Source organism: Flavobacterium erciyesense (assembly GCF_018069925.1).
In the GTDB taxonomy this organism is placed as follows: Bacteria; Bacteroidota; Bacteroidia; order Flavobacteriales; family Flavobacteriaceae; genus Flavobacterium; species Flavobacterium erciyesense.
In genome coordinates this window covers 14,239-38,751 of the sequence record NZ_JAGPXB010000002.1, presented here as the reverse complement: position 1 = coordinate 38,751, position 24,513 = coordinate 14,239, and the positions used below count along the sequence as shown (strand labels likewise).

At 34.9% G+C, this 24,513-nt stretch carries 23 protein-coding genes; 10 read left to right on the top strand and 13 right to left on the bottom strand.

The features are described from left to right. Positions 1-57 precede the first annotated feature (57 nt). Entirely contained in the window at positions 58-621 is a 564-nt protein-coding gene (locus KBJ98_RS03190; protein WP_210788246.1) for a porin family protein, read from the bottom strand. Positions 622-877: 256 nt separating this feature from the next. Between KBJ98_RS03190 and xerD the strand changes: the two genes are divergently transcribed. Further along, positions 878-1,777 (top strand): site-specific tyrosine recombinase XerD, encoded by a 900-nt coding sequence (xerD, locus tag KBJ98_RS03185; RefSeq protein WP_210788245.1) that lies wholly within the window; start codon positions 878-880, stop codon positions 1,775-1,777. 171 nt (positions 1,778-1,948) lie between these two features. Beyond that, positions 1,949-3,463, top strand: coding sequence for a sensor histidine kinase (locus tag KBJ98_RS03180; RefSeq protein WP_210788244.1), 1,515 nt, complete (start codon positions 1,949-1,951; stop codon positions 3,461-3,463). 115 nt (positions 3,464-3,578) lie between these two features. Here the strand turns inward: KBJ98_RS03180 and rny are convergent, their stop codons facing one another. The 3 genes from rny to KBJ98_RS03165 form a co-directional block, all read right to left on the bottom strand. Beyond that, the gene (gene rny / locus KBJ98_RS03175; protein ID WP_210788243.1) at positions 3,579-5,144 is read right to left on the bottom strand and encodes a ribonuclease Y; all 1,566 of its coding nucleotides are present in this window, start codon (positions 5,142-5,144) and stop codon (positions 3,579-3,581) included. Positions 5,145-5,353: 209 nt separating this feature from the next. Next, positions 5,354-5,647 (bottom strand): cell division protein ZapA, encoded by a 294-nt coding sequence (locus KBJ98_RS03170; RefSeq protein WP_210788242.1) that lies wholly within the window; start codon positions 5,645-5,647, stop codon positions 5,354-5,356. A 7-nt stretch (positions 5,648-5,654) separates the two neighbouring features. Then, complete coding sequence (locus KBJ98_RS03165) at positions 5,655-5,945, bottom strand: hypothetical protein (protein ID WP_210788241.1); 291 nt, start codon at positions 5,943-5,945, stop codon at positions 5,655-5,657. A 174-nt stretch (positions 5,946-6,119) separates the two neighbouring features. Here KBJ98_RS03165 and KBJ98_RS03160 point away from each other — a divergent pair, with 174 nt between their 5' ends. The 3 genes from KBJ98_RS03160 (at position 6,120) to KBJ98_RS03150 (ending at position 11,126) form a co-directional block, all read left to right on the top strand. Then, positions 6,120-7,817: a M23 family metallopeptidase gene (locus KBJ98_RS03160; protein WP_210788240.1), complete on the top strand. Its 1,698-nt coding sequence runs from the start codon at positions 6,120-6,122 to the stop codon at positions 7,815-7,817. 11 nt (positions 7,818-7,828) lie between these two features. Then, on the top strand, positions 7,829-10,297 hold the full coding sequence (locus KBJ98_RS03155; protein ID WP_210788239.1) for a TonB-dependent receptor: 2,469 nt from the start codon (positions 7,829-7,831) through the stop codon (positions 10,295-10,297). A 106-nt stretch (positions 10,298-10,403) separates the two neighbouring features. Continuing rightward, entirely contained in the window at positions 10,404-11,126 is a 723-nt protein-coding gene (locus KBJ98_RS03150) for a hypothetical protein (protein ID WP_210788238.1), read from the top strand. Positions 11,127-11,135: 9 nt separating this feature from the next. Here the strand turns inward: KBJ98_RS03150 and KBJ98_RS03145 are convergent, their stop codons facing one another. The 6 genes from KBJ98_RS03145 to KBJ98_RS03120 form a co-directional block, all read right to left on the bottom strand. Beyond that, on the bottom strand, positions 11,136-11,837 hold the full coding sequence (locus KBJ98_RS03145; protein ID WP_210788237.1) for a hypothetical protein: 702 nt from the start codon (positions 11,835-11,837) through the stop codon (positions 11,136-11,138). Positions 11,838-12,031: 194 nt separating this feature from the next. Further along, positions 12,032-12,679 carry a DUF2306 domain-containing protein gene (locus tag KBJ98_RS03140; protein WP_210788236.1) on the bottom strand — a complete coding sequence of 216 codons (648 nt, stop codon included), beginning with the start codon at positions 12,677-12,679 and terminating at the stop codon, positions 12,032-12,034. A 110-nt stretch (positions 12,680-12,789) separates the two neighbouring features. Then, the gene (locus KBJ98_RS03135) at positions 12,790-14,619 is read right to left on the bottom strand and encodes an ABC transporter ATP-binding protein (RefSeq protein WP_210788235.1); all 1,830 of its coding nucleotides are present in this window, start codon (positions 14,617-14,619) and stop codon (positions 12,790-12,792) included. Next, positions 14,619-16,346, bottom strand: coding sequence for a phospho-sugar mutase (locus tag KBJ98_RS03130; RefSeq protein WP_210788234.1), 1,728 nt, complete (start codon positions 16,344-16,346; stop codon positions 14,619-14,621). The genes KBJ98_RS03135 and KBJ98_RS03130 overlap by 1 nt, the downstream gene beginning before the upstream one ends. Positions 16,347-16,481: 135 nt before the next feature. Further along, positions 16,482-17,438: a glycosyltransferase family 2 protein gene (locus KBJ98_RS03125; RefSeq protein WP_210788233.1), complete on the bottom strand. Its 957-nt coding sequence runs from the start codon at positions 17,436-17,438 to the stop codon at positions 16,482-16,484. 6 nt (positions 17,439-17,444) lie between these two features. Next, the gene (locus tag KBJ98_RS03120) at positions 17,445-17,975 is read right to left on the bottom strand and encodes a DUF4199 domain-containing protein (RefSeq protein WP_210788232.1); all 531 of its coding nucleotides are present in this window, start codon (positions 17,973-17,975) and stop codon (positions 17,445-17,447) included. A 242-nt stretch (positions 17,976-18,217) separates the two neighbouring features. Between KBJ98_RS03120 and KBJ98_RS03115 the strand changes: the two genes are divergently transcribed. The 3 genes from KBJ98_RS03115 (at position 18,218) to KBJ98_RS03105 (ending at position 21,727) form a co-directional block, all read left to right on the top strand. Continuing rightward, positions 18,218-18,469, top strand: coding sequence for a type B 50S ribosomal protein L31 (locus tag KBJ98_RS03115; protein WP_166138340.1), 252 nt, complete (start codon positions 18,218-18,220; stop codon positions 18,467-18,469). Between the two features lie 240 nt (positions 18,470-18,709). Then, positions 18,710-19,885, top strand: coding sequence for a GlmU family protein (locus KBJ98_RS03110; RefSeq protein ID WP_210788231.1), 1,176 nt, complete (start codon positions 18,710-18,712; stop codon positions 19,883-19,885). A gap of 207 nt (positions 19,886-20,092) precedes the next feature. After that, positions 20,093-21,727, top strand: coding sequence for an ABC-F family ATP-binding cassette domain-containing protein (locus KBJ98_RS03105; protein WP_210788230.1), 1,635 nt, complete (start codon positions 20,093-20,095; stop codon positions 21,725-21,727). Between the two features lie 56 nt (positions 21,728-21,783). Here KBJ98_RS03105 and KBJ98_RS03100 read toward each other — a convergent pair whose 3' ends face one another. Together KBJ98_RS03100 and KBJ98_RS03095 are read right to left on the bottom strand one after the other, a co-directional pair. Then, the gene (locus KBJ98_RS03100; protein WP_210788229.1) at positions 21,784-22,068 is read right to left on the bottom strand and encodes a GNAT family N-acetyltransferase; all 285 of its coding nucleotides are present in this window, start codon (positions 22,066-22,068) and stop codon (positions 21,784-21,786) included. Between the two features lie 12 nt (positions 22,069-22,080). Then, positions 22,081-22,800 (bottom strand): pirin family protein, encoded by a 720-nt coding sequence (locus tag KBJ98_RS03095; RefSeq protein ID WP_210788228.1) that lies wholly within the window; start codon positions 22,798-22,800, stop codon positions 22,081-22,083. Positions 22,801-22,914: 114 nt separating this feature from the next. On the opposite strand from KBJ98_RS03095, the gene KBJ98_RS03090 reads away from it, so the two are divergent. Beyond that, positions 22,915-23,589, top strand: coding sequence for a lipase family protein (locus tag KBJ98_RS03090; RefSeq protein WP_210788227.1), 675 nt, complete (start codon positions 22,915-22,917; stop codon positions 23,587-23,589). Positions 23,590-23,642: 53 nt separating this feature from the next. Here KBJ98_RS03090 and KBJ98_RS03085 read toward each other — a convergent pair whose 3' ends face one another. Further along, a complete protein-coding gene (locus tag KBJ98_RS03085) occupies positions 23,643-24,158 on the bottom strand; it encodes a DUF2892 domain-containing protein (RefSeq protein ID WP_210788226.1) in 516 nt (171 codons plus the stop codon). 164 nt (positions 24,159-24,322) lie between these two features. Here KBJ98_RS03085 and rpmH point away from each other — a divergent pair, with 164 nt between their 5' ends. Beyond that, complete coding sequence (gene rpmH, locus KBJ98_RS03080; protein ID WP_008464848.1) at positions 24,323-24,484, top strand: 50S ribosomal protein L34; 162 nt, start codon at positions 24,323-24,325, stop codon at positions 24,482-24,484. The last annotated feature ends 29 nt before the right edge of the window (positions 24,485-24,513 follow it).

The window sequence follows — 24,513 nt, the reverse complement described above, 5'->3', positions numbered from 1 at the left end:
ATAAAAAAACCGTTCCAATTGAAGGAACGGTTTAGAGATTTAATTTTTTTAAATGGTTTAAAATTTGAAACCAGCAGATACTTGCACTACTGAATTTTTAATTTCAGCATTTCTAGAAGCTTCTGTAAGTCCCGCTACATAGCGCCCTTGTAAAAATATACTTTTTGTAAGGTTTACTGTTAAACCAGCTGCTGCACCAAATTCGAATGTTTCAGATTTCTTAAAATCTACATTTTCTCTTTCGCTTAATAAAAATGATGCTTGCGGACCTAAGTCAAGACTTAATGCATTGCTTAATTTAAATTTTGCAAGCACGGGAATAGACAAGTAGCCCAATTCATTTTTAAACTCTTCAGTTGCATTTTTGTATGTAGCTCCTTGTGTTGAGTACAAAAGCTCTGGTTGTATTGCAAAACCTTCTGTAATGTTGATTTCAGCAATTAAACCCGCGTGGTAGCTTGTAATAGCTTCCTTATCAAAGTTATCGCTATTTACAGTAATGCCACTCCCAGATTGGTTGGCGTAGTTAATACCCGCTTTTAGACCAAATTTAATACTTTGTGCATTCATACTCATTGTGGTTCCGCATAGAACGATGGCAGCTAAAATCAGTTTTTTCATTTTTTTCTATTTAAAAGTTAGTATTTAATAAGTGACAATAAGTAAAACAGAATAGTAGTGTAAATATTGTCTTTGTTATTTTAATCAATTAGTTTCAAAAATTAGTCCAAAAATAGATTGTTTACTCATTTTTTGTGCTTTTTATTTGTTTTTTTGTTTAACTCATGGATTGTTACATTGGTAGAGTTACTGTTTTCTTGTGCCAATCTTTGTAGTTTTTCTTTTTTAATGCTAAAATAAACATTTACTTTGGCGTATGAATTGGAGCACGTTTATCAAAGAATACCAGTCGTATTTAAAGATTGAAAGAGGTTTGTCAGAAAATACAATTCTCAATTATACCTTTGATATTGAGCGATTGTGCCTATTTCTTGAAAAAAATAACCTTTCTGTGTCACCTGTTTCAATTACTGAGGAAACACTGCAGGCATTTATTTACGATGTCGCAAAAGAAGTAAATGCGCGATCACAAGCCCGTATAATTTCTGGTCTTAAAAGTTTTTTTAATTATTTAATTTTTGAGGAATACCGCAAAGACGATCCTTTACAATTAATTGACACTCCAAAAACGGGGCGTAAACTTCCAGATACTTTATCAGTAACTGAAATAGATGCTTTGATTGAAGCTATTGATTTAAGTACGAACGAAGGCGAGCGCAATCGGGCTATGCTAGAAACCCTTTATGGTTGCGGTTTACGTGTTTCTGAATTAGTAGCTCTAAAAATTTCGGACCTGTTTTTTGAAGATGGTTTTATAAAAATTACAGGGAAAGGCAACAAACAACGTTTTGTACCCATTAGCGAATTGACCCAAAAATATATCAATATTTATAAGGATCACGTTAGGCCAAACCTAAATATTCAAAAAGGTTTTGATGACACCTTGTTTTTAAATCGAAGAGGAAGGCAATTAACGCGTGCCATGATTTTCACGATTATTAAGAATTTGGCGTTATCCATCGGACTTCATAAAACAATTAGTCCACACACATTACGTCACTCTTTTGCTACGCATTTGTTAGAAAATGGAGCCGATTTGCGCGCGATTCAATTAATGCTCGGCCACGAATCTATTACTACTACTGAAATTTACGTGCATTTAGATCGCAGTTTTCTCACCGAAGTGTTGCATACTTTTCATCCAAGAAAAAAATAAATAAGATAAACGATCTTTTTTAATTACTTCTAAAGAAAGAAAAAGTTTATAGTTGCTATTGTTTTTGTTTTAATCTTCAAAAAAATAGACTTAATCCCATTTTCTTCATCTTTTATTTTATAAATTGTCGACTTATTAATGAAATAAAGTTCGAATAATTAATACGAGCATATGGTTTTTGATTTTTTCCAAAATGAATCTTATCAAGAGGTAAATGATTTTTACAATAAATTATTTAATGAAATTCCTGATTTAATTTTTGAATTTGTAATTGCTCCTGATAATACCTACCTCTTCCCTTTGGTAAGTAGGTCGGCTAATAATTTTTTCGAACTGTCGGCTACACATTTCTTAGATAGTGACAAAACATTAATTTATGAACGCATTGTTGAGGCAGATCGTGTTCCCTTTTTTGAATCTTTGCTACAAGCAAAACGAAATTTAACTAGTTGGGAATTTGAGTTTAGAGTTCAGTTGCCTCTGAAAGGGTTGCGATGGTTAAAAATTGCTGCAAAACCAGAGTTGTACCCTGATGGTAGTATTGCTTTTTATGGTCGTATTTCTGATTGTACAACACTAAAAGACAATGAGAATCGATTAAAAGTAAGTGAGGAACGTTTTAAATTTGCCCTTGAGGCATCTACTGCTGGCGTTTGGGATTGGAATGTTGCCACTGATGAAGTATTTTATTCTGCACAATCCATGAAGATCTTAAATGAAGATGTTGCAGATGTTTTTGATTCCCCAAAACGTTGGGACAAAATCGTGCATCCAGATGATTTAAATCGCTATTTTTCAGATATCCAAGATCATTTTGATGATCGTACGCCCTTTTACGAAAATCACCATCGCGTTCTTACTAGTCAAGGAAAATACAAATGGATTTTAGATCGTGGGAAAGTTATCGAACGCGATTTATATGGAAAACCTTTACGAGTAATTGGTACCCATACCGATATCTCTTCGCAAAAAGAAAAAGAATTAGAACTAGAGCAGGCTATTGACTTGGTACAAAAGCAAAATAGTAGACTTTTGAATTTTTCCCATATTGTTTCGCATAATTTGAACACACAGGCAGGCAATATTAAATCTATCTTAGATTTGATTGATGCCGATTCTGAAGAAAGCACTATTCACGAAATGCTTCCGTATTTACGAACAGTTTCAAACGATCTCAACGAAACGATCCGAAATTTAGTGCAATTGGTGTCCATACAAAATAATACCAATATCCCTGTTAGTGCTCTCAATTTAAAAAAATATTTAGAAAAAACCTTAGATCTTGTTCATTCGGCTCAAGCCCAAATTCCATTTCAAATTCACAATCTAGTACCTGAGAATGTGGAGGTAGATTTTAATCCTGCTTATTTAGAAAGTGTATTACTCAACTTTACTACAAACGCAATCAAATATGCTGATCCGAAACGACCTTTAGAAATTACTTATAAATTAGAAATTGAAAACAACCAAAAAGTATTGTCAATTTCAGACAATGGGCTAGGAATTAATCTAATGAAATATGGAGCATCATTGTTTGGATTGTATAAAACTTTTCATCAGCATGCAGATGCTCGTGGTTTAGGTTTGTATATAACCAAAAATCAAATTGAATCCATGAAAGGTACTGTTTCTGTAGTAAGTGAAGAAGGTGTTGGGTCTACGTTCAAAATTCATTTTTTTAGCTAAAGCTAATTTGGTAAAGCGATGCTATCATAGCTTCCTCTAATCAAATCCCAAATTGATACATATAAAAAAAGCTTCCGTTACTGGAAGCTTTTTTTATATCATTATATGACATTATCTATTTGGCAATATTTACGGCGCGAGTTTCGCGGATTACCGTAACTTTCACTTGTCCTGGATAAGTCATTTCTGTTTGAATTTTTTGAGAAATGTCGAATGATAAACTAGCCGCATTATCATCGGAAACTTTTTCGCTTTCTACAATAACACGTAATTCTCTACCTGCTTGAATAGCATATGCGTTTTTTACACCACTAAATCCGTAAGCTACTTCTTCAAGGTCTTTCAAACGCTGGATATAAGAATCTAAAACTTGTCTTCTTGCTCCTGGTCTTGCACCTGATATAGCATCACAAACCTGAATAATTGGAGACAATAAAGATTTCATTTCGATCTCATCGTGATGCGCTCCAATGGCGTTGCAAACTTCTTCTTTTTCACCGTATTTTTCAGCCCACTGCATTCCTAATAATGCGTGTGGCAAATCGCTTTCAGCATCTGGTACTTTTCCTATATCATGCAATAAACCTGCTCTTTTGGCCAGTTTTACGTTCAATCCTAATTCAGCAGCCATGATTCCACATAGTTTAGAAACTTCACGTGAGTGCTGTAATAGGTTTTGTCCGTATGAAGAACGGTACTTCATTCTACCTACCACTTTAATTAATTCTGGGTGTAAGCCGTGAATTCCTAAGTCAATTACAGTTCGCTTACCAACTTCAATGATTTCGTCATCAATTTGTTTGGTAGTTTTTGCTACTACTTCTTCAATACGAGCAGGGTGAATTCTACCATCTGTTACCAATTTGTGCAATGCCAAACGAGCAATTTCTCTTCGAACTGGATCAAAGCAAGAAAGAATAATAGCCTCTGGAGTATCATCTACAATGATTTCTACACCTGTTGCAGCCTCTAGCGCACGGATATTTCTACCTTCACGACCAATGATTCTACCTTTTACGTCATCTGATTCAATGTTGAAAACGGAAACGCAATTTTCAACTGCTTCTTCAGTTCCTACACGTTGAATAGTGTTGATGATGATCTTTTTTGCTTCTTGTTGTGCAGTAAGTTTTGCCTCTTCAATAGTGTCTTGAATGTGTGACATTGCTTTGCTTTTGGCTTCTGCTTTTAATCCTTCTACCAATTGATTTTTTGCTTCTTCGGCAGATAATCCAGAAATCAATTCCAATTGTTGCAACTGGCTTTTGTGTAATCGATCTACTTCAGCTTGCTTTTTGTCTAAATTTTCAATTTTAGACTTGAATTCAGCAGATTTCGCCTCGAATTCGTCATTTACTTTTTTAGCTTTTGATAGTTCGTTTGAAACTTGCGATTCTTTGTCACGAACTCTTTTTTCAATTTCGGCTACTTTTTTGTCGCGTGCCAAAATTACTTGCTCATGCTCTGCTTTAAGTTCAATGAATTTTTCTTTTGCTTGAAGAATTTTATCTTTCTTGATGTTTTCAGCCTCTAAGTTGGCATCCTTTAAAATCGATGCTGCTTCTTTTTTGGAGTTCTTAATGAGATTAGAAATATTGCTTTTCTCAATTAATTTTGCAATAGCAAATCCTGCTGCAATTCCCAGTATTCCTGAGGTGATAATCGTTATTATGTTGTCCATGTTTATTAAAATTTATGTATAAAAAAAGCCTACATTAGTGGGATTGTATAAACTCGAAAAGACAAGTTTTGAGCTAACTCACTGTTCAAGTTTCCTCGCCGGAGCGTGGCATGCTATAGTAGTGACGATTCGCTCATCCTAAATTGTTAGTGTTGAGTTTACCAAATAAGAACTAATGTAGGCAGTATCTTAGTTTTCGTAAAGAACGTTTATTTGTCGAGATATTGATCGAGTTTAGCATTGATTTTTTTTAATCTCTCAATCGTTGCTTCACCATCAATGGCATTATCAATTTGTTTTTGTTCAGTTTGTGAGGCAAATTGCAGGGCACACATGGCCAAAACATCTTGCTTATCTCTCACGGCATAATTTTCTTCAAATTGCTTAATCATAGCATCAATTTTTTTGGAGGCGCTTCTCAAGCCTTCTTCCTGCGCCATATCTACATTTAGTGGATATACACGGTCTGCAATTGATATTTTTATTTTAAGCTTTTCGTCCATATTTTCTTTAATCTGATAGTTGTGCTATACAGTAATCAATTTCTCGAATTAATGAATTTATTTTAAGCTTTGTATCTCTTTTATTTTCGTCACTGCCTAATAATGAATGCGCCATTTTGAGTGTTTCATATTGTTTTTTCAAGGTTTCAATTTCTTGCGCTTGATTTTCAATAAGAGTAGCAGCTTTTACTAAATCATTTTTTAATTCCTGATTATTTTGTTCTAAACTTTTCGTTTTAGCAAAAAGTTTTTCAACTTTATATTCAAGAATATCAATAATTTCTGCAATTACACTCATTATAGATTTAATTCATTACATAATCATACAAAGTTAGTATTCCTTTTTAATTTTCCAATATTTTATTTTTATTTTTCAGTAAAATTGAGTAACTGTCTTTTCATCAACAGTTTAGGATTTTATAGGTTATGAGTGTTTTAAAATGTTTTTTTTACCTTAGCAAAAATTGCCGTTATGAAATTTATTTTAGTTTTTTTCTTGTGTTCGTGCTCTCTTTTGGCACAAACTGATTATCCAAAAGATTATTTTAGATCACCACTTGACATTCCGTTACAGTTATCAGGTAATTTTGGTGAATTGAGGCCCAATCATTTTCATGCAGGTTTTGATATGAAAACCCAGCAGCGTGAGGGCTTGAAAGTATATGCTGTAGCAGATGGGTATGTATCACGGATTAAAATTTCAACTTTTGGAAACGGAAAAACCATTTATATCAACCATCCGAATGGATATACTTCTGTGTATGGACACTTGCAAAATGCAGTAGGTTCCATTCAGGATATTATCACCAAAGCGCAGTACAAGGAACAATCTTTTGAAATTGAACTTTTCTTTAAGCCTGATGAAGTACTTGTAAAAAAGGGTGATGTAATTGCTTTATCAGGAAACACAGGAGCATCCGAAGGGCCGCACTTACATTTCGAATTTCGAGATACCGCTAGCGAATTTGTAATTAATCCGCTTTTGTTCGGATTTGATTCTTTACTGAAAGATACTAAAAAACCAACAATCTCTAGTTTATATGTCTATCCTCTTGATGGGAGCACAACGGTTAATTATTCTAAACGCCAGTTGCTTTTAAATGTTTCGTTGCAAAAAGATGGTTCTTATCTTGCTGATAAAGTGATTGCAAATGGTGTAATTGGCTTTGGAATCACTGCGAATGATACCGACGACGTTTCATTTAATAATAATGGAGTATATAAAGTACAGTCGTTTTTGAACGGAAAGCCTAATTTTGGCTATGAATTTAACACCTATTCTTTCGAAGATATGCGTTACATCAATGCTTTGATCGATTATCCTAGGTACAAAACAACGCAGCAGCGAGTTCAAAAACTATTTATGAAAACGCCATACAATTTGCGTTTTATTCAAACAGATGAAACCAAGGGAGTCTTGAATGTTTCGCCCAACCTTTCTTTGTTGTATCGAATTGAGGTAGCTGATTTTTTTGGTAATAAAAAGATGATTAACGTTCCTATTCAATACGATTTAACATCTATTAGAATTGCTAAAGAGGAAGTTAGCGGTCCATATCGAGTTAAAGCCGCCAAGGATAGTAATTTTGAAATGGAAAATGCTTCGGTTTTTTTTCCAGCAGGTACATTTTACGATGATTTTAATTTGAATTTCAAGGTAAAAAACAACACGGTTACTGTTCATGATGATACTGTGCCGGCACATTCCAATTTTACAATAACTATCAAGGATTCTACTTTTACGGCAGCACAGCGCGAAAAAATGTTTATTGGTCGTGTCGATGGAAAAAAAATAAGTTATAATGCAACTTATCGTAAAGATGATATTTTTCAAACTAAGGTAAAAGTATTAGGAACTTACGCTTTAGTTTCAGATACCGTAGCGCCTCGAATTAGTATAGCAATCCCTATTGAAGGCAAATGGATCAGCCAACAAAAATCAGTACAGCTCACGATTGCTGATGATTTGTCGGGCATTAAATCGTACAACGGTTACCTTAACGGGAAATGGGTTTTGTTTGAATACGATAATAAAACGCGCAAAATAACCCATTTTTTCACCGAAGGATTGGTTGCTGATGGTACCAATGAATTAAAAGTGGTTGTGGTGGATAATATGGGGAATTCAACTACCTTTGAAACGCGTTTTTTTAGAAACTCTAAACCTTAAAAGCATATCATTTGAACTCAATCAAACAGCTAATTGTCCTGTTTTTGGTCTTGCTGACTACATCAATAGCGGCACAAACTGCCCGAATTAGAGGTGTTGTTTTAAATGCCAACCAAAAAGTGGTACCTAATGTAAATATCAGTTTTTTAGACAAAAGTACAGCTACAAATTCCAATGGTTTTTACGAACTGAAGGTTCCTGCCAATCAAAATGTGACTTTGGTTTTTACACACGTTTCTTTAAAAAAAATTACTGTTACTTTTTTTCTTGAAGCCAATGACCAGCGGGAGTTTAATCCAGTAATGAATGATCGTGAGGAGCAAATGACTGCCGTAGTAGTTAAGGCTAACAATAGAAAAGCAGTGCAGGGAATTACAAGTTTAGAGCCCGAAATGTTACGAAAAATTCCTGGAGCGAATGCAGGTGTTGAAAACATTTTAAAATCGTTGCCTGGAGTGAATTCTAACAACGAATTAAGTACGCAATATTCTGTTCGTGGTGGAAATTTCGATGAAAATTTAGTGTACGTAAACGAAATCGAAGTTTACCGACCATTCTTGATTCGCTCAGGACAGCAAGAAGGATTGAGTTTTATTAATTCAGATTTGGTACAAAATATTGATTTTTCGGCGGGTGGTTTTCAAGCTAAATTTGGAGACAAACTTTCTTCTGTTTTAGATATAACGTATCGCAAACCAGTGGCATTTGGTGCAAGTATGGAGGCGAGTTTCCTTGGCGGAAGCCTTTCATTTGATGCTGTTTCTAAAAATAAAAAATGGTCGGCAGTAACAGGTCTTCGATACCGAAACAACAGTCTTTTGGTCAATAGTCAAGAAACGCAAACCAATTTTACGCCTTCGTTTGCCGATATTCAAACTAATATCAATTACCAAGCTTCCGCAAAATGGCAATGGAGTTTTTTAGGAACTATTTCGCAAAATAAATACAATTACCAACCACTCACACGTCAGACCAATTTTGGAACAATTGACAATCCGATAGCGCTTACGGTGTTTTACGAAGGGCAAGAAAAAGACAAATACGATACCTATTTTGGTGCTATGAAATCAGTTTTTAATGTTTCGGACAATTTTACCTTAAAATTTATTGGATCGGTTTTTCATACGATAGAGCAGGAGTACTTTGATATTTTTGCACAATATCGCTTAGGCGAAGTAGATACGAATATAGGTTCTGAAACACTCGGTGAGGTTACTTTTTCGCGTGGTGTGGGTTCGCAGTTGAATCATGCTCGAAATGATTTAGATGCTTTAATCGTAAATACAGAAATTAAAGGTTTTTTAGATTGGAAAAAAAGCCAAATTGAATGGGGTGTAAAATATACACGCGAATCTATTCGAGATCGTATTGTTGAATGGGAAGTGATTGATTCAGCTGGTTTTTCTCTGAATCCACCAAGAATTGATTTGCCCAAAAATGATCAACCGTACACTTCGTATACTGGACCTTTGGTTCCTTTTCAAGAAGTTCGTGCTTTAAATTTTAACTCGATTAATCGTTTTTCTGGTTATGCACAATGGAGCTTAAAATCGAATATCGGAGCACATACGGTTTGGTACAATGCCGGAGTGCGTGCCCATCAATGGCAGGTGCAAGGTGCTGCAACGGAGGGGAAATCACAATTTACTGTGAGTCCGAGAGCGCAAATAGCACTCAAACCCAACTGGGATGCCGATGTAGTTTTTCGATTTTCGGGTGGTTTGTATCATCAGCCACCTTTTTACAGAGAATTAAGAGCTGCAAATGGAGCGGTACAGCCTAATGTGAAAGCACAGCAATCAGTTCATTTGGTATTAGCTAATGACTATAGTTTTAGCATGTGGAATAGACCTTTTAAAATGGTTTCTGAATTGTATTATAAATCGTTGACAGATGTGAATACGTATACGATAGATAATGTTCGAATTCGATATGCAGCTAACAACAATGCAGTGGCTTACGCTCAAGGTGTAGATGTGCGTTTGAATGGTGAGTTTGTACCGGGAACCGAATCGTGGATTAGTTTTGGATATCTAAAAACCGAAGAAAATAGCAATGACCGTGGATTTATTGCAAGGCCAACAGATCAACGCTTAAAGTTTGCGATGCTTTTTCAAGATTATATGCCCAATATTCCGAGTGTGAAATTGTATTTGAATTTGGTGTACAATACCGGATTACCTGGTGGTTCACCCTCGTATGCGGATCCTTATTTGTACCAAAATAGATTGAATGACTACCGCAGAGCAGATATTGGTTTTTCTAAAGTTTTTATAGATGAGACCAATGCTGGAAAGGTAAAAGGCTTATTTAAAGATTGTAAAGAATTAGCTCTAGGATTAGAAATTTTTAATCTTTTTAATAACCAAAACGCTATCACAAATACTTGGGTGAGAGACGTGTACTCTAAAAATCAATACGGGATTCCAAATTATATGACTACACGTGTTTTTAACATAAAGTTGACAGCGAAGTTATAAGAGACAATGGACATAATAATGAATTCTATTTAATCGTTAAATCCGCTATTGAATGCACTTGCTATTTTTAAAAATGATTACATTTGAGTTTTAATACCATCAGCACATGAAAAAAATACAGATCACCTGTTTAGGAATTGCATTGCTATTTTTAGCAAGTTGTAAAGAGGATGCAGCAACACCAAAAGTAACTTACGATGCAGCTAATAAAGCAAAGTCGGTTGTAAGGGCAGACTCAACCCAAATAGAAATAGCTGATTTACCTTGGCAAATGGAAGGGACTGATTATTTAATTCATCCTATTGCTGATTTGAGTATTCGTGATCGCGGCGTAAAATCACGTTATGGCTCATCAAGTGTGAATGATTTGAGTTTTACGATTTCAAATTATGGCGAATATGAAATTACAGGTTTTTTACAAAATATTAAATTCCAGAAAATCGATTCAGACTCCATAACCAAATTAACGGATAAACCAGTTTTGATACAAACAGCAACGTATTTAAAAACGGTTGCTGATAGAACCAAAAATCAAATCATGGTGTACACTATGGTTGATATGGATACCAATAAAGATGGTAAATTAGAAACTAGCGACATTAAATCCTTGCATTTAAGTACAATCAGCGGGGAGCGTTTTACTAAAATTTCGCCTGACTTTGAGGAATTAATAGATTGGAAACTTCTGGCTTCGCGCAATCGGTTGTATTTTAGAACGGTTGAGGATACCAATAAAAACGGTCAATTTGATAAAAATGATTTGGTTCATTATTATTATATCGATTTGACTGCCAAAGAGTGGAAGATTACTGCTTACGAGCCAGTTTAGTTTTTTAATTTAAATCAAAATGTCACTTTCTAAATCCGATTTTTCAATGGTAATAGCATAACCTAGTTGTTTTACTAATTGAATGACTAGGTTTTTGTACCAGTTTTCAGATTTTGGGTGAATGTATATTTTTTCAATCAGAGTAGTAACTTCAACATTTATTTTAAGTCCTTCGTTTAATTTGTTTTCACTTTCGCCAATATCAGTAATGATACGTACTTCGCGCTCGTACTGAAAACTTTTTCTTTTGAACAAAAACGGGAAAAACGAATCATCAAACGGAATGTGTTCTTTTTTGTAATCGATATAGTTTACTTCACCAATGAATTGCTTGTGGTCGTTTTCTAAATGCAGCGCCTTTTGCAAACGACCCAAAGTAGATTGAATGGCAAGTCCTTCGGTGTTTTGCGTGAATATTTGCCACATTGCAAACGATTCGTATTCATTAATATGCCAACTGCTTATGGCTACTTTTTCGCGATGCTTTTTGTAGTAATTTAAAAAATCAGGATTGTCTTGAGATAATTTTTTGATTTCCTCAAAAGTAGGTTCGCTAAAGGTGCCTTCGTATTGATCCTCAAACTTATCAGAGCGCGACATGAATAACTTTTGCGAAAGCAATAAATCCAGAAATTTAGATAAGTCGAGGTATTTCCAAACGACTGTGTTCGGATCTTGAGGAAGTTTAATAGAGGTGTTGTTAACGTACATAGCTACAATTTATAGGAAGTGCTTTTGTGTAAAGTTCACCAATTTTTTTTACTTATGATTTAAGAACTTGTTTTTTCAACGTTATTTTTTTGCTATTTGCTAAGATTAGTTGAATCTATCTATTATTGTGATGTGAACATAATTTGAAAATGAAATATTCAAGAAAAGTATTGCTGTTAAAATTCTTTCCAAAACTAGATATTTTTTGTGCTTGATTTTAATTTTTGAATCGATCTTGAAATAAAAAAACCGCCTATAATTCCGGGTAAACTCCAAGCTATAACATCTGGTAAAAAAGTATTGTTGACCACGATAAAAGCTGTAAAAGCTGCGATATAAGCGCCTGTCATGCGGCCAATATGATTTTTTAAACCGTATAAAGCATCAGTAACTTTGCCAGTATAGGCTTTGTATTCAGTATAACACAATCGTAAACTAGCAGTTCCAAATAATAGAAATACAATACCAAAAACTTGTTTAGCTAGTATATAACGAATTCCAATGTAATAGAAAATGACTGAGCAGATTAACATGGCAATTGTTAACAACGCATCACCAAGTTGCGGTTTCTGACCCAAATGGGCTTTTTTTAATTGTATCATTCTAAAGCCCGAAATGGTCAAGTAAATTGTAAAAACACCTACGATGAATAGAAATAAATTAGGATGTACGTACGATAAGTAAAAAGCACACAATCCGGTGCTGACCATAGCTATTGTAAAAATCAAGCCAATTTTTTTATGAAGTCGGTCGCCTTTTTTGCGAATTAAAACAACGGTACCAAGTAGTAAACCTGTAAATCCAGAAAGAATGTGAAGTATTAAAACAGTTTTGAATAGCATAACAGATTGTTTTAAATTAAAAAGGTTACGTAAATATATTGCTATCTTACGTAACCTTTAAAAAATATATACTGAAATGTCTTACTTCATTGCTGAGTTGTCAATTTTAATTACTCAAGCGATTGCAAACTCACCAGTTTATTGTAAACGCCTTGCAGTGCAATCAATTCTTCGTGGTTTCCTTGCTCGACAATTTTTCCTTTTTGCATCACGACAATGACATCTGCTTTTTGAATGGTGGATAATCTGTGCGCAATAACAATTGAAGTTCTGTTTTGCATCATGTTCTCGAGCGCTACTTGCACAAATTTTTCGCTTTCGGTATCTAATGCTGAGGTTGCTTCATCCAAAATCATGATCGGTGGATTTTTCAAAACCGCACGAGCGATAGACAAACGTTGTTTTTGTCCTCCAGATAATTTATTTCCGCTGTCGCCAATGTTCGTGTGAATTCCTTTTGGTAAGTCTTGTACAAACTCAAAGGCATTGGCAATTTTCAAGGCTTCAATGATTTCTTCATCGGTAGCATTTGGTTTTCCCAATGAAATATTTGCTTTGATGGTATCATTAAATAAAATACTGTCTTGGGTTACCAATCCCATTAAACCACGAAGTGATTGCAAATCGAGATCTTTGATATCTACTCCATCAATTGAAATCGTGCCTTCGTTTACATCATAAAAACGAGTTAGTAAATTGGCAATAGTACTTTTACCACTTCCAGATTGTCCTACGAGTGCTACTGTTTGTCCTTTTTTTACTTGCAACGAAAAGTTCTTTAACACTTTTTCGTCTTCGTATTTAAAGTTGATGTTTGAAATGGTGATATCCGATTCAAATGCGTCTTTTTGAACAGCATTTACTTTTGAAGTGATTTCGTTTTCTACATCTAAAACCTCAAAAACACGTTCAGCAGCAGCCAATCCGTTTTTAACAGAATAAGTTGCTTTTGAAATGGCTTTTGCAGGAGTTAAAATATTGAAAGCTAATGTTAAATACACAATAAACGAAGCGCCGTCAAGCGTTTTGTCATTCAAAACTAAAATTCCTCCGTAAAAAAGTAAAATAGCAATCGTCGTTACTCCAAGAAATTCGCTCAATGGTGTAGCCAAGTTGTTACGACTTCCGATGCTGTTGGTTAAGTTCAATAATCTTGTTACAGACGCGTTAAAGGTACCTTTAAATGAAGGTTCAGCATTATAACTTTTAATGACTTTTAAACCGCCTAAAGTTTCTTCAACTACAGAAATTAAAGAGCCGCTTTCTTTTTGTGCTTCTCTGGATTGGCTTCTTAAATTTTTAGCCAATTTAGAAATGATATAACCCGAAATAGGCATGAAAATAAGCACAAATAATGTCAATTTGGTACTTATGGCAAACATCATTCCTAATGCAAATACAATAGTCAAAGGTTCTTTTACTACCAATTCTAAAATGGAGAAAAAAGAGTTTTGAACTTCGTTTACATCACCTAGCATGCGCGCCATCATATCGCCTTTTCTTTTTTCAGAATAATAGGAGATAGGTAATTCAATGATTTTGGCATACATCGATCTTCTTAAATCCTTCAATACACCGTTTTTTAAGTGCATGATGTGATAAGAAGCCAAGTAGTTGAATAAGTTTTTAATGAAAAATGTAGTGATGACCATGGCTACCACAAACAATAGTACTACTTCAGTACTTTCATTATCTGATAAAGAAGAAATTTTAAAGTTAATGTATTCTGTTACAAAATCTTTCAAGTTGCCTATTCCAGTGTAAACGGGCTCTTTGTAAACTTTCTCAGTTTTTCCAAAAAGCACCTGTAAAACAGGAAACAAAGTCAACATAGATATTGTACTAAACAAAGCATACAAAATGTTGTATACAATATTCCATACAATATGTGATTGATAAGGTTTTGTAAAGGGTATTAATTTTTTTATGTTTTGATCCATTAGTTCAATTGCATTGCAGTAATAATGTTGGCGATTTTTTGGTCCAGAATTGCTTCTACTTCCTCAAAATCTTCAATAGCCTCGAGTGTAGTATTTACACTGATATAAAATTTAATCTTTGGTTCGGTACCACTTGGGCGAGCACATATTTTAGAACCGTCTTCGGTATAGTAAATCAATACATTCGATTTTGGAATCGTCATGGCTGATTCAGTGCCATCCAACAAGTTTTTAGCCGTACTTGATTGGTAATCTTCCACCATAATCACTCTTTCGCCATTGATTTCTTTCAAAGGATTTTCACGTAAGTCAATCATCATTTGTGTGATTTCTTGCAAACCTTCCATTCCTTTTTTAGTAATTGATACCAAGTGTTCTTTATAAAAACCGTTGTCTACATATAATTTAACTAGTTCTTGGTACACAGTACTTCCAAGGGCTTTGGCTTGAGCTGCCATTTCGCAAACCAAAAGTGTTGCTGCAACTGCGTCTTTATCGCGTACAGCATCGCCCACCATGTAACCAAAACTTTCTTCGCCACCACCAATAAACTCTTGTTCTGGGAAGTCTTTGATCATTTTGGCAATCCATTTAAAACCAGTCAAACCAACTTTGCATTCTATGCCATAATTAGTAGCCAGTTCCATCATCATAGGAGTTGATACAATCGTAGAGCCAATAAATTGTTTGTCGTTAATTTTGCCAGCTTTTTTCCATTGCTCAAGCAAGAACGCGGTCATCAAAACCATTGTTTGATTTCCGTTCAACAACACCATTTTACCCTCGTTATTGCGCACTGCAACTCCCAATCTGTCACAATCTGGATCAGTACCCACAACAATATCGGCATTAGTTTTATCTGCCAAAGCAAGTGCCATCGTCAAAGCTTCAGGCTCTTCAGGATTTGGCGATTTTACTGTTGGGAAATCACCATTTGGCACGCGTTGCTCCTCTACAATATGTACTTGTGTGTAACCCGCTTGCGCTAAGGTATCAGGAACAAGTTTTATCGAAGTACCGTGTAAAGAAGTAAATACAATATTCAAGCCTTTTTTGGCCTCAGCCGAAGTACCAAAACTAGCATTCTCAATAGTTGATTTTATAAAAGCAGCATCAATTTCAGTATCTACGTAATGAATCAAAGCTTCATCTGCTGTAAATTTGATTTGATTGTAAGTCAAGTTTTCAATTACCTCAATAATTCCTTTGTCTTCTGGTGGTACAATTTGTCCACCATCTTGCCAATACACTTTATACCCGTTGTATTCAGGTGGGTTGTGCGATGCAGTAAGTACAATTCCACATTGGCATCCCAAATGCTTCACTGCAAAAGATAATTCTGGTGTTGGGCGTAATTCAGAAAACAAGTACACTTCAATACTATTAGCCGAAAAAACATCAGCAACAACTTTTGCCAGCGTATCACTGTCATGACGGCAATCATAAGCAATAACCGCTTTTAATGGTTGGTTCGGGAAAGCAGTTTTCAAGTAATCAGATAATCCTTGCGTGCTTTTTCCTAACGTATATTTATTGATTCGGTTGTTTCCCACGCCCATGATACCGCGCATTCCGCCAGTTCCAAATTCTAAATTCTTATAGAAACTTTCCTCTAAATCCTTTGGTGATGAGGTCATCAATTCTGTAATTGCCTCTTGCGTGGCTTGATCAAACGTTGGTGTCAACCATTCATTGACCGCATCTAAAATGTTTTGTTTAATTTCCATTTGATGTGTTTTTTATTTTTTCTAGGAGCTATTTCCTGCTATTCGTTGCAATCTTTTATTCGCCGCGGCACATAAAAGGATTTCCACTGCTATCAGGGCTAGGGTTTGTCCCGCTGTATATCGTTTTTTTTTAAACTACAAGTTTACACTACTAGCAATCTTATAACGTTCTTCATTATTTTTTGTTCTCAAAATGATTTCACCAAGAAATCCGGCTAGAAATAATTGTGTTCCCAAAACCATCGTAGTCAAAGCAATATAAAACCAAGGATTGTTGGTCACCAAGCTATAACGCATGTCGTTATACATGTAATATAATTTCGAAAACCCAATATATCCTACAAGCATAAACCCTATGATAAACATCAAAGATCCCATCGCGCCAAAAAGGTGCATGGGTCTTTTGCCAAAGCGAGACAAAAACCAAATGGTAATTAAATCTAAGAATCCGTTAATAAAACGTTCCATCCCAAATTTGGTTTCACCATATTTTCGGGCTTGATGTTGTACTACTTTTTCACCAATTTTACCAAAACCAGCATTCTTAGCCAATACCGGGATATAACGGTGCATTTCGCCAGAAACTTCGATATTCTTAACAACAATATTTTTGTACGCTTTCAAGCCGCAATTGAAATCATTTAATTCAACTCCAGATGTTTTTCGAGCCGCCCAATTAAATAGTTTCGAAGGTAAATTCTTAGCCACAACAGAGTCATAGCGTTTCTTTTTCCAACCCGAAACCAAATCGTATTTCCCATTGGTAATCATGTCATATAATCCCGGAATTTCCTCAGGGCTGTCTTGTAAATCAGCATCCATGGTAATAATAACGTCTCCTTGTGCTTTTGCAAATCCGGCGTGCAAGGCCTGCGATTTTCCAAAGTTTTTCATAAAACGAACACCTTTTACATGAGGGTTTTCTTTTGAAAAGCCTTCAATTAATCCCCAAGAATTATCGGTACTTCCATCATCTAAAAAAATGATTTCATACGAATAATTATGAGATTGAACCACTTTGATAATCCAAGTGTAGAGTTCGTGCAGGGATTCCTCTTCGTTTAAAAGCGGAATTAGTATAGATAAATTCATTAATTTTTATTCTTGTGTAGATTTGCTTTTGAAAATAGCGGCTAATAATAAACCAAATAGTGAGCTAAAACCAATACTGAAAAGGGATCCCTTCAATAATTCAATAGGCGAGTACGGATCGTTTTCTCTCATTTTAGCAATAGCTTCATTAATTGCTGATGCTGGAGCACCAAATTTTTGCATCATATTCATCGTGTATTTAATGATCAATTCATTAACGGCCTCCTTAGCAGATGGATCAATTACATTAAATAACAGGATATTAAATAGGACAGATATTAAAATTCCAACTACGATGGCAATAAAATAAGTCGTAAAGGCTTGCTTAAAAGTAAAAACGCCATTTAATTCTTTTTTTGTTCGAACCAACAAAACAATTCCTAAAACTAAATATGTTAAAATGCTGAGTACTCCTATCCACCATTCGGTAAACAAATTCAAGTCAATAGCATAGATTAGTGCAGTAATTAATGAAGAAACAATTCCAATTGCAACTCCAAATGTAATTCCGTTCTTTTTAACAATTTCGTTAGTCATTTTTGCTAGTTTTAAAATTAATCCACAAAGATAACAATTCCCAATACATACAGCGCTAAAAAACGTTTTTTGGAATTGCGTAAAAAAAGTGAATCAAAGATTTGTTTATTGAAAATTAATTGTAAATTTGCACACTCAAAATAATAGTGTTAAACAAAAAGTTAGTTGGCGTTTATACCTTTTTTGTATTTAAAAAAGCTGCAAAACAAGGACTAACCAATCAATAAAAAAAGATTTACAAGATGAAAAAAGGAATTCACCCAGAAAATTACAGATTAGTTGCATTTAAAGACATGTCAAATGACGAAGTTTTTATCACTAAATCTACTGCAGATGCAAAAGAAACAATTACAGTTGACGGTGTTGAATACCCAGTTGTAAAAATGGAGATCTCTAGAACTTCTCACCCTTTTTACACAGGTAAATCTAAACTTATCGATACTGCAGGACGTATTGACAAGTTCAAAACTAAATACGCGAAACACGTTAAATAATTTTAACTGTTTACATCATACAAAAGCCTCGCAATTTGCGGGGCTTTTTATTTGATATCAAGTTCGCGTTATAAATTAGTGCTTAATACTTTTATTTTTTTAAAAGCTAAATTACCTTAATATCTTAATGGTTTAAATAATATTACCAGTTTACAGACAATTCCTTCGTTGACCTTTTATTTTTATTGCTATTTAAAACTTTGTAACTTTGAGCCTTCATAACATCTGAAACGCTACACCATGAATTACATACTTTTTGACGGACCTGCCAGAAATGCACTTTTGCCTTTTACATTTACACGCCCTGTTGCTGATATTTTAATCGGAATTTTGACTATTCGTCAAAAATGGGAACTTTACCTAGGTTCAACCACAACTACTTTAACAGAAGAATATCTGTCGGAGAAATTTCCAATGGTTGAATTAGAAGAGAATGTAATGATCAACGCCTCGTTTCTTCCTAATCCGGTTTTGGCGGAAATAGTGAGTAATTTAGAGCCGAATCAAGCTGTTTTTAAAGGCGATGAAGTAATTGCTTTTTATACCAATGACGAGCAAGAAGAAGTAGATTTTGACTCTTACGAAATTATCGATTACAATGATGACTGCTTAACAGTACAACATACTTGGGATATTTTTGCTAAAAATGATGCTGCAATTCGTGCTGATTTTGAATTACTTACAGAAGACAGAACGTCACAACCTATTCCTAAAAGTGTAAATGTGATTGCACCTGAAAACATTTTTATAGAAGAAGGCGCTAAACTCGAATATGTTACTTTAAATGCTGCTACGGGACCTATATATATTGGAAAAGATGCTGAGATTATGGAAGGTTCCGTGATCAGAGGTCCTTTTGCCTTGTGCGATCATGCGCAAGTAAAATTAGCTACCAAAATTTATGGTGCAACCACCGTTGGTCCGCATTCCCGTGTGGGTGGGGAGGTAAATAATTCGGTTTTGTTCGGGTATTCAAACAAAGGTCATGATGGGTTTTTGGGAAATTCAGTTCTTGGCGAATGGTGTAATATTGGTGCAGATAGTAACAATTCGAATCTTAAAAACAACTACGAAGAGGTAAAATTATGGAGTTATGAAACCGAAGGATTTGCTAAAACTGGACTGCAATTTTGTGGTTTGATGATGGGCGATCACAGTAAATGCGGTATCAATACGATGTTCAATACAGGAACAGTAGTGGGAGTGAGCGCTAATATCTTTGGAAGCGGTTTTCCTCGCAATTTTGTGCCAAGTTTTTCTTGGGGTGGAGCGTCTGGTTTTACAACTTATATCACTAAAAAAGCTTTCGAAACAGCACGATTGGTAATGAGTCGCCGTAATATGGAGTTTGACGAGCGTGAAGCAGCTATTTTAGAACACGTTTTTGAGGAAACTAAAAAGTGGAGAAAAGAATAAATGCTTCTTGTTTAAAAAAATAAAAAGCCATTAAAAAACCGCTAATTCGCAAATTTTAAATTCGTGAATTAGCGGTTTTTAGTTTTTGGTATAAAAAATTAATAATTGCTCAATTCCTTATTTAATCTATCTTTGCACCTTCAAAAAACGGTTTCATAAAATATGGAATCCTTTACACTTTTGAACATAAAACTTTAAACTCAAATAATGATTACAGTAAACGATATTTCAGTGCAATTTGGTGGTACAACGCTTTTTAGTGATGTTTCTTTTGCCATTAATGAAAATGACAAAATCGCCCTTATGGGTAAAAATGGCGCAGGTAAATCTACCTTACTTAAAATTATTGCAGGGCAAAGTAAACCTTCAACAGGAAATATCTCCGCGCCAAAAGAAGCTGTCGTGGCTTATTTGCCGCAGCATTTGCTAACAACTGATGGTGCTACTGTGGTTGAAGAAGCTTCAAAAGCTTTTGGGGAAGTTTTTGCCATGAAAGCTGAAATTGACGAAATCAACGAACAATTAACCATTCGAACGGATTATGAAAGTGATGCGTACATGAAGTTAATTGAACGCGTTTCTGATTTGAGTGAGAAATTTTATGCTATCGAAGAGATAAATTATGAAGCTGAAGTAGAAAAAATTCTAACTGGTTTAGGGTTTGAGCGTACTGATTTTACTCGTCAAACTTCTGAGTTTTCAGGAGGTTGGAGAATGCGTATCGAGTTGGCTAAAATTCTTTTGAGAAAACCCGATTTAATTTTACTAGATGAGCCTACCAACCACATGGATATCGAAAGTATTCAATGGTTAGAAGACTTTTTGATTAATTCAGCCAAAGCAGTTGTGGTAATTTCGCACGATAGAGCTTTTGTAGATAATATTACCAACCGTACTATTGAAGTAACAATGGGGCGTATTTATGATTATAAAGCAAAGTACACTCATTACTTAGAGTTGCGCAAAGACCGTCGTATTCACCAGCAAAAAGCATACGATGAGCAACAACGTTTTATTGCAGATAATCAAGCTTTTATTGATAGATTCCGTGGTACTTTCTCGAAGACAGATGCCGTTCAATCGCGAGTTAAAATGTTAGAAAAATTAGTTCTTGTAGAGGTTGACGAAGTGGATACTTCTGCCTTACGTTTGAAATTTCCGCCTGCAGCTCGTTCGGGACAATATCCTGTGATTGTAAAAGAAATGTCGAAATCCTATGGCGATCATGTGGTTTTTAAAGATGCTAATTTGGTAATCGAAAGAGGTCAAAAAGTAGCCTTTGTAGGTAAAAACGGTGAAGGTAAATCGACCATGATCAAAGCCATCATGAAGGAAATTGGTATTGATTCAGGTAGTGTAGAAATTGGGCACAACGCACAAATTGGTTATTTTGCTCAAAACCAAGCGGCTTTATTAGATGAAAACGCTACTATCTTTGAAACAATTGACGGCATTGCAGTAGGTGACGTACGAACTCAAATTAAAAATATTTTGGGTGCGTTCATGTTTCATGGTGATGATGTTACCAAAAAAGTAAAAGTACTTTCTGGTGGTGAGAAAACGCGTTTGGCGATGATTAAATTGTTGCTTGAGCCAGTGAATTTATTAATTCTGGATGAGCCTTCGAATCACTTAGACATGAAAACCAAAGACATTATCAAAGATGCCTTGCGTGATTTTGATGGTACTTTGATTTTAGTGTCGCACGATCGTGATTTCCTTGACGGATTGGCGACTAAAGTGTTTGAATTTGGAAACAAACGTGTGGTAGAGCACTTTGAAGATATTACTGGTTTCTTAGCGAATAAGAAAATGGAAAATATGCGCGAAATTGAAAAGTAAGATTTTTGATCTAAAATAAAAAAGCGACTGCAGGAATAATGCAGTCGCTTTTTTGTTTATAGTCTAATTCCGGGAGGAAGTAATTCTTTGTATTGTGGGAATTTTTTAAAAAACTGCACAATTCGCGGTAAAATAGGAACTACTTTCCACTTTTGCTCGATGGCATTTTCTAAAATACTTTTTAAAAAATCATTCAAAAAATCTTCATCATCAAATCCTTCTGGTTTGTGAATTTTGGTGAGAAAGATTTTCTTTTCCTGAAAAGAATACTCAACAGCGAGTAAACCTTGTGGGCTATTGGTTTCAAATTGTCTCGAAAATGTATTGTCTTTAATTTCCATAAAAAATAAGGATTACTGCTGCATTGGTACTTCAATCAACAGTATTTTAGCTGTACTATTAATTTTAATATCAATTGCAGTTGTCGCGGTTATTCCGATTGCATCTCTTGCAGTCAGAATTTGGTTGTTGATTTCAATTTCACCTTCTATTAAAAACAAATAAACGCCGTTGTTAGGAATCTGAATCGGGTAGTTTATCGTTCTGTTTTCGTCAAAAATACCTAAGTTGAAAAACGTTTTTTGGTGCACCCAAAGCGCGTTGCCATCGTTATGATTCTTTGGTGAAACTACGTTTACGAAAGTGTTTTTGTGTTGTTCTAGGTCAAATGATTTTTGGTCGTAGCGTGGCGTTACTTCTTCTGTATCTGGAAAAACCCATAGCTGTAGCGTTTTAGCACGTTCGGTTTTACTGGCATTCATTTCAGAATGTTCCACTCCGCTACCGGCACTCATTACTTGTACTTCGCCAAAGCGAATAACGCCTTCGTTACCCATGCTGTCTTTGTGCATCAATCCACCTTCGAGCGGAATCGTGATGATTTCCATATTGGCGTGACCGTGCGTGCCAAAACCAGCTCCAGCTGCAATGGTGTCGTCATTTAGTACGCGTAACATTCCAAATTGCACACGTTCTGGATTGAAATAGTTACCAAACGAAAAAGAAAAATTAGCCTGAAGCCAGCCAAAATCGGCAGTACCTCTTGTATTTGCTTTATATAGTTGCGAAGTCATAATTTAATGGTAATATGTAATTGTAAAGAAGTGCTTTTTCTGAAAAAAGAATTATTTTTAAACAAATTTCGGGATTATATATCCGAATGATGTTATAAAATAGTTAAAACAATTATGGATAAAATTCCAGTTTATTTCATGCCTGGTTTAGCAGCAAGTACTGCTATTTTTGAACGTATTTCTTTGCCTGAATCGCAGTTTGAAATGCATTTATTAGAATGGGAAATACCATTAACCAATGAGTCTCTACAGCAGTATGCGTCCCGAATGGCTGCTAAAATTACACACGCAAATCCGGTACTTATCGGGGTTTCTTTTGGAGGAATCTTGGTTCAAGAAATGGCACAGTTTATTACAACTCGCAAAGTAATCATTATATCAAGTGTTCGCTGCAATAATCAGTTTCCGAGGCGATTAAAAATAGCCAAGGCAACCAAGGCTTATAAGTTGTTGCCCATGCGATTGATCGCTAATGTAGATGCCTTAGCGCGGTTTTCGTTTGGTCATAAAATTAACGAACGCTTGCATTTGTACAAGAAATTTTTATCCGTTCGTGATGTGGGATATTTAACTTGGGCTGTAGAACAAGTTGTGTTGTGGGATCGAGTAGCAATTGACGAAAAAGTAATTCACATTCATGGCGATCAAGATGACGTTTTTCCGATTCAATACATTAATAAATGTATTGTTGTAAAAGGCGGAACACACATCATGATTTTAAACAAATACAAATGGCTCAATGAGCATTTACCTGCATTAATTTTAGGAACATCTGAATTGAAAGCATAAAAAAAAGGGTCAAAAATAAATTTGACCCTTTCTGTTTTATGAAATTGAAGCAATTAAATTTTTTTCATTTGTTCTTTCATCATTGCAATTTGCTCTTTCAGCATGTTTTGCTTGTCTAATTTTTTAGCTTCGTTTAATAGAGCAGTAGCTTCTAATTTACGACGACGTGTCATCGCTACACCTGCCAGATTCAATTTGGCAACAGCCAAATCCATATCCATTGATAAACCTAATTCAATGGCTTTTTTGAAATATTTTTCGGCTTGATTGATGTTGGTTTGCGCCAGCATGATTCCGTGTAGGTAATTAAAATATCCTTGTTGTTTTTGAATCAAAGCAGTTTCAGGGTTTTTAATATGCGACAACCATTTTTTGGCTCCTTCAAAATCCTGTTTTCTCAGTTTTAAGAAAGCAAGTAAAATAAATTCATTTCTAAAGTATAAAAATATTGGAATGGCACTTAATACTAAAAGGAAAATTCCGTTACCGATGTTACTCTCAGTAAATTGCCAAATGCCAGCAGCAATAATAAGTCCGGCAATAATAAATTTGATATTTTTGTGAAACATAGCGTGTTTAATTTAAGAGCACAAATATAGTAAAAGGAATTGAAAATATTTTTACAAAACTACTTGTGAGGAAAAAAAGTCTTTGTATATTTGCACTCGGTTTTCGAACAACCACTATTGAGAATTAAATAGACATATAAATAAGTTTTTAAAGATACAAAGCAATGAGCAAAAGAACGTTTCAACCATCGAAAAGAAAAAGAAGAAATAAGCACGGATTTATGGACAGAATGGCTTCTGCTAATGGAAGAAAAGTTCTTGCGCGTAGAAGAGCTAAAGGAAGACATAAATTGACTGTTTCTAGCGAACCAAGACACAAAAAATAATGTTTGAATAAACATATTTAAGGCGTTAC

Coding starts and splice junctions, on each gene's coding strand:
- KBJ98_RS03170 (WP_210788242.1), bottom strand. CDS start 5,647: ATGGACGAAAAGCTTAAAATAAAAATATCAATTGCAGACCGTGTATAT.
- KBJ98_RS03125 (WP_210788233.1), bottom strand. CDS start 17,438: ATGAATTTATCTATACTAATTCCGCTTTTAAACGAAGAGGAATCCCTG.
- rny (WP_210788243.1), bottom strand. CDS start 5,144: ATGGACAACATAATAACGATTATCACCTCAGGAATACTGGGAATTGCA.
- KBJ98_RS03190 (WP_210788246.1), bottom strand. CDS start 621: ATGAAAAAACTGATTTTAGCTGCCATCGTTCTATGCGGAACCACAATG.
- KBJ98_RS03130 (WP_210788234.1), bottom strand. CDS start 16,346: ATGGAAATTAAACAAAACATTTTAGATGCGGTCAATGAATGGTTGACA.
- KBJ98_RS03100 (WP_210788229.1), bottom strand. CDS start 22,068: ATGGAAATTAAAGACAATACATTTTCGAGACAATTTGAAACCAATAGC.
- KBJ98_RS03090 (WP_210788227.1), top strand. CDS start 22,915: ATGGATAAAATTCCAGTTTATTTCATGCCTGGTTTAGCAGCAAGTACT.
- KBJ98_RS03165 (WP_210788241.1), bottom strand. CDS start 5,945: ATGAGTGTAATTGCAGAAATTATTGATATTCTTGAATATAAAGTTGAA.
- KBJ98_RS03110 (WP_210788231.1), top strand. CDS start 18,710: ATGAATTACATACTTTTTGACGGACCTGCCAGAAATGCACTTTTGCCT.
- KBJ98_RS03120 (WP_210788232.1), bottom strand. CDS start 17,975: ATGACTAACGAAATTGTTAAAAAGAACGGAATTACATTTGGAGTTGCA.
- KBJ98_RS03140 (WP_210788236.1), bottom strand. CDS start 12,679: ATGCTATTCAAAACTGTTTTAATACTTCACATTCTTTCTGGATTTACA.
- rpmH (WP_008464848.1), top strand. CDS start 24,323: ATGAGCAAAAGAACGTTTCAACCATCGAAAAGAAAAAGAAGAAATAAG.
- KBJ98_RS03150 (WP_210788238.1), top strand. CDS start 10,404: ATGAAAAAAATACAGATCACCTGTTTAGGAATTGCATTGCTATTTTTA.
- KBJ98_RS03115 (WP_166138340.1), top strand. CDS start 18,218: ATGAAAAAAGGAATTCACCCAGAAAATTACAGATTAGTTGCATTTAAA.
- KBJ98_RS03135 (WP_210788235.1), bottom strand. CDS start 14,619: ATGGATCAAAACATAAAAAAATTAATACCCTTTACAAAACCTTATCAA.
- KBJ98_RS03180 (WP_210788244.1), top strand. CDS start 1,949: ATGGTTTTTGATTTTTTCCAAAATGAATCTTATCAAGAGGTAAATGAT.
- KBJ98_RS03145 (WP_210788237.1), bottom strand. CDS start 11,837: ATGTACGTTAACAACACCTCTATTAAACTTCCTCAAGATCCGAACACA.
- KBJ98_RS03085 (WP_210788226.1), bottom strand. CDS start 24,158: ATGTTTCACAAAAATATCAAATTTATTATTGCCGGACTTATTATTGCT.
- KBJ98_RS03105 (WP_210788230.1), top strand. CDS start 20,093: ATGATTACAGTAAACGATATTTCAGTGCAATTTGGTGGTACAACGCTT.
- KBJ98_RS03160 (WP_210788240.1), top strand. CDS start 6,120: ATGAAATTTATTTTAGTTTTTTTCTTGTGTTCGTGCTCTCTTTTGGCA.
- KBJ98_RS03095 (WP_210788228.1), bottom strand. CDS start 22,800: ATGACTTCGCAACTATATAAAGCAAATACAAGAGGTACTGCCGATTTT.
- xerD (WP_210788245.1), top strand. CDS start 878: ATGAATTGGAGCACGTTTATCAAAGAATACCAGTCGTATTTAAAGATT.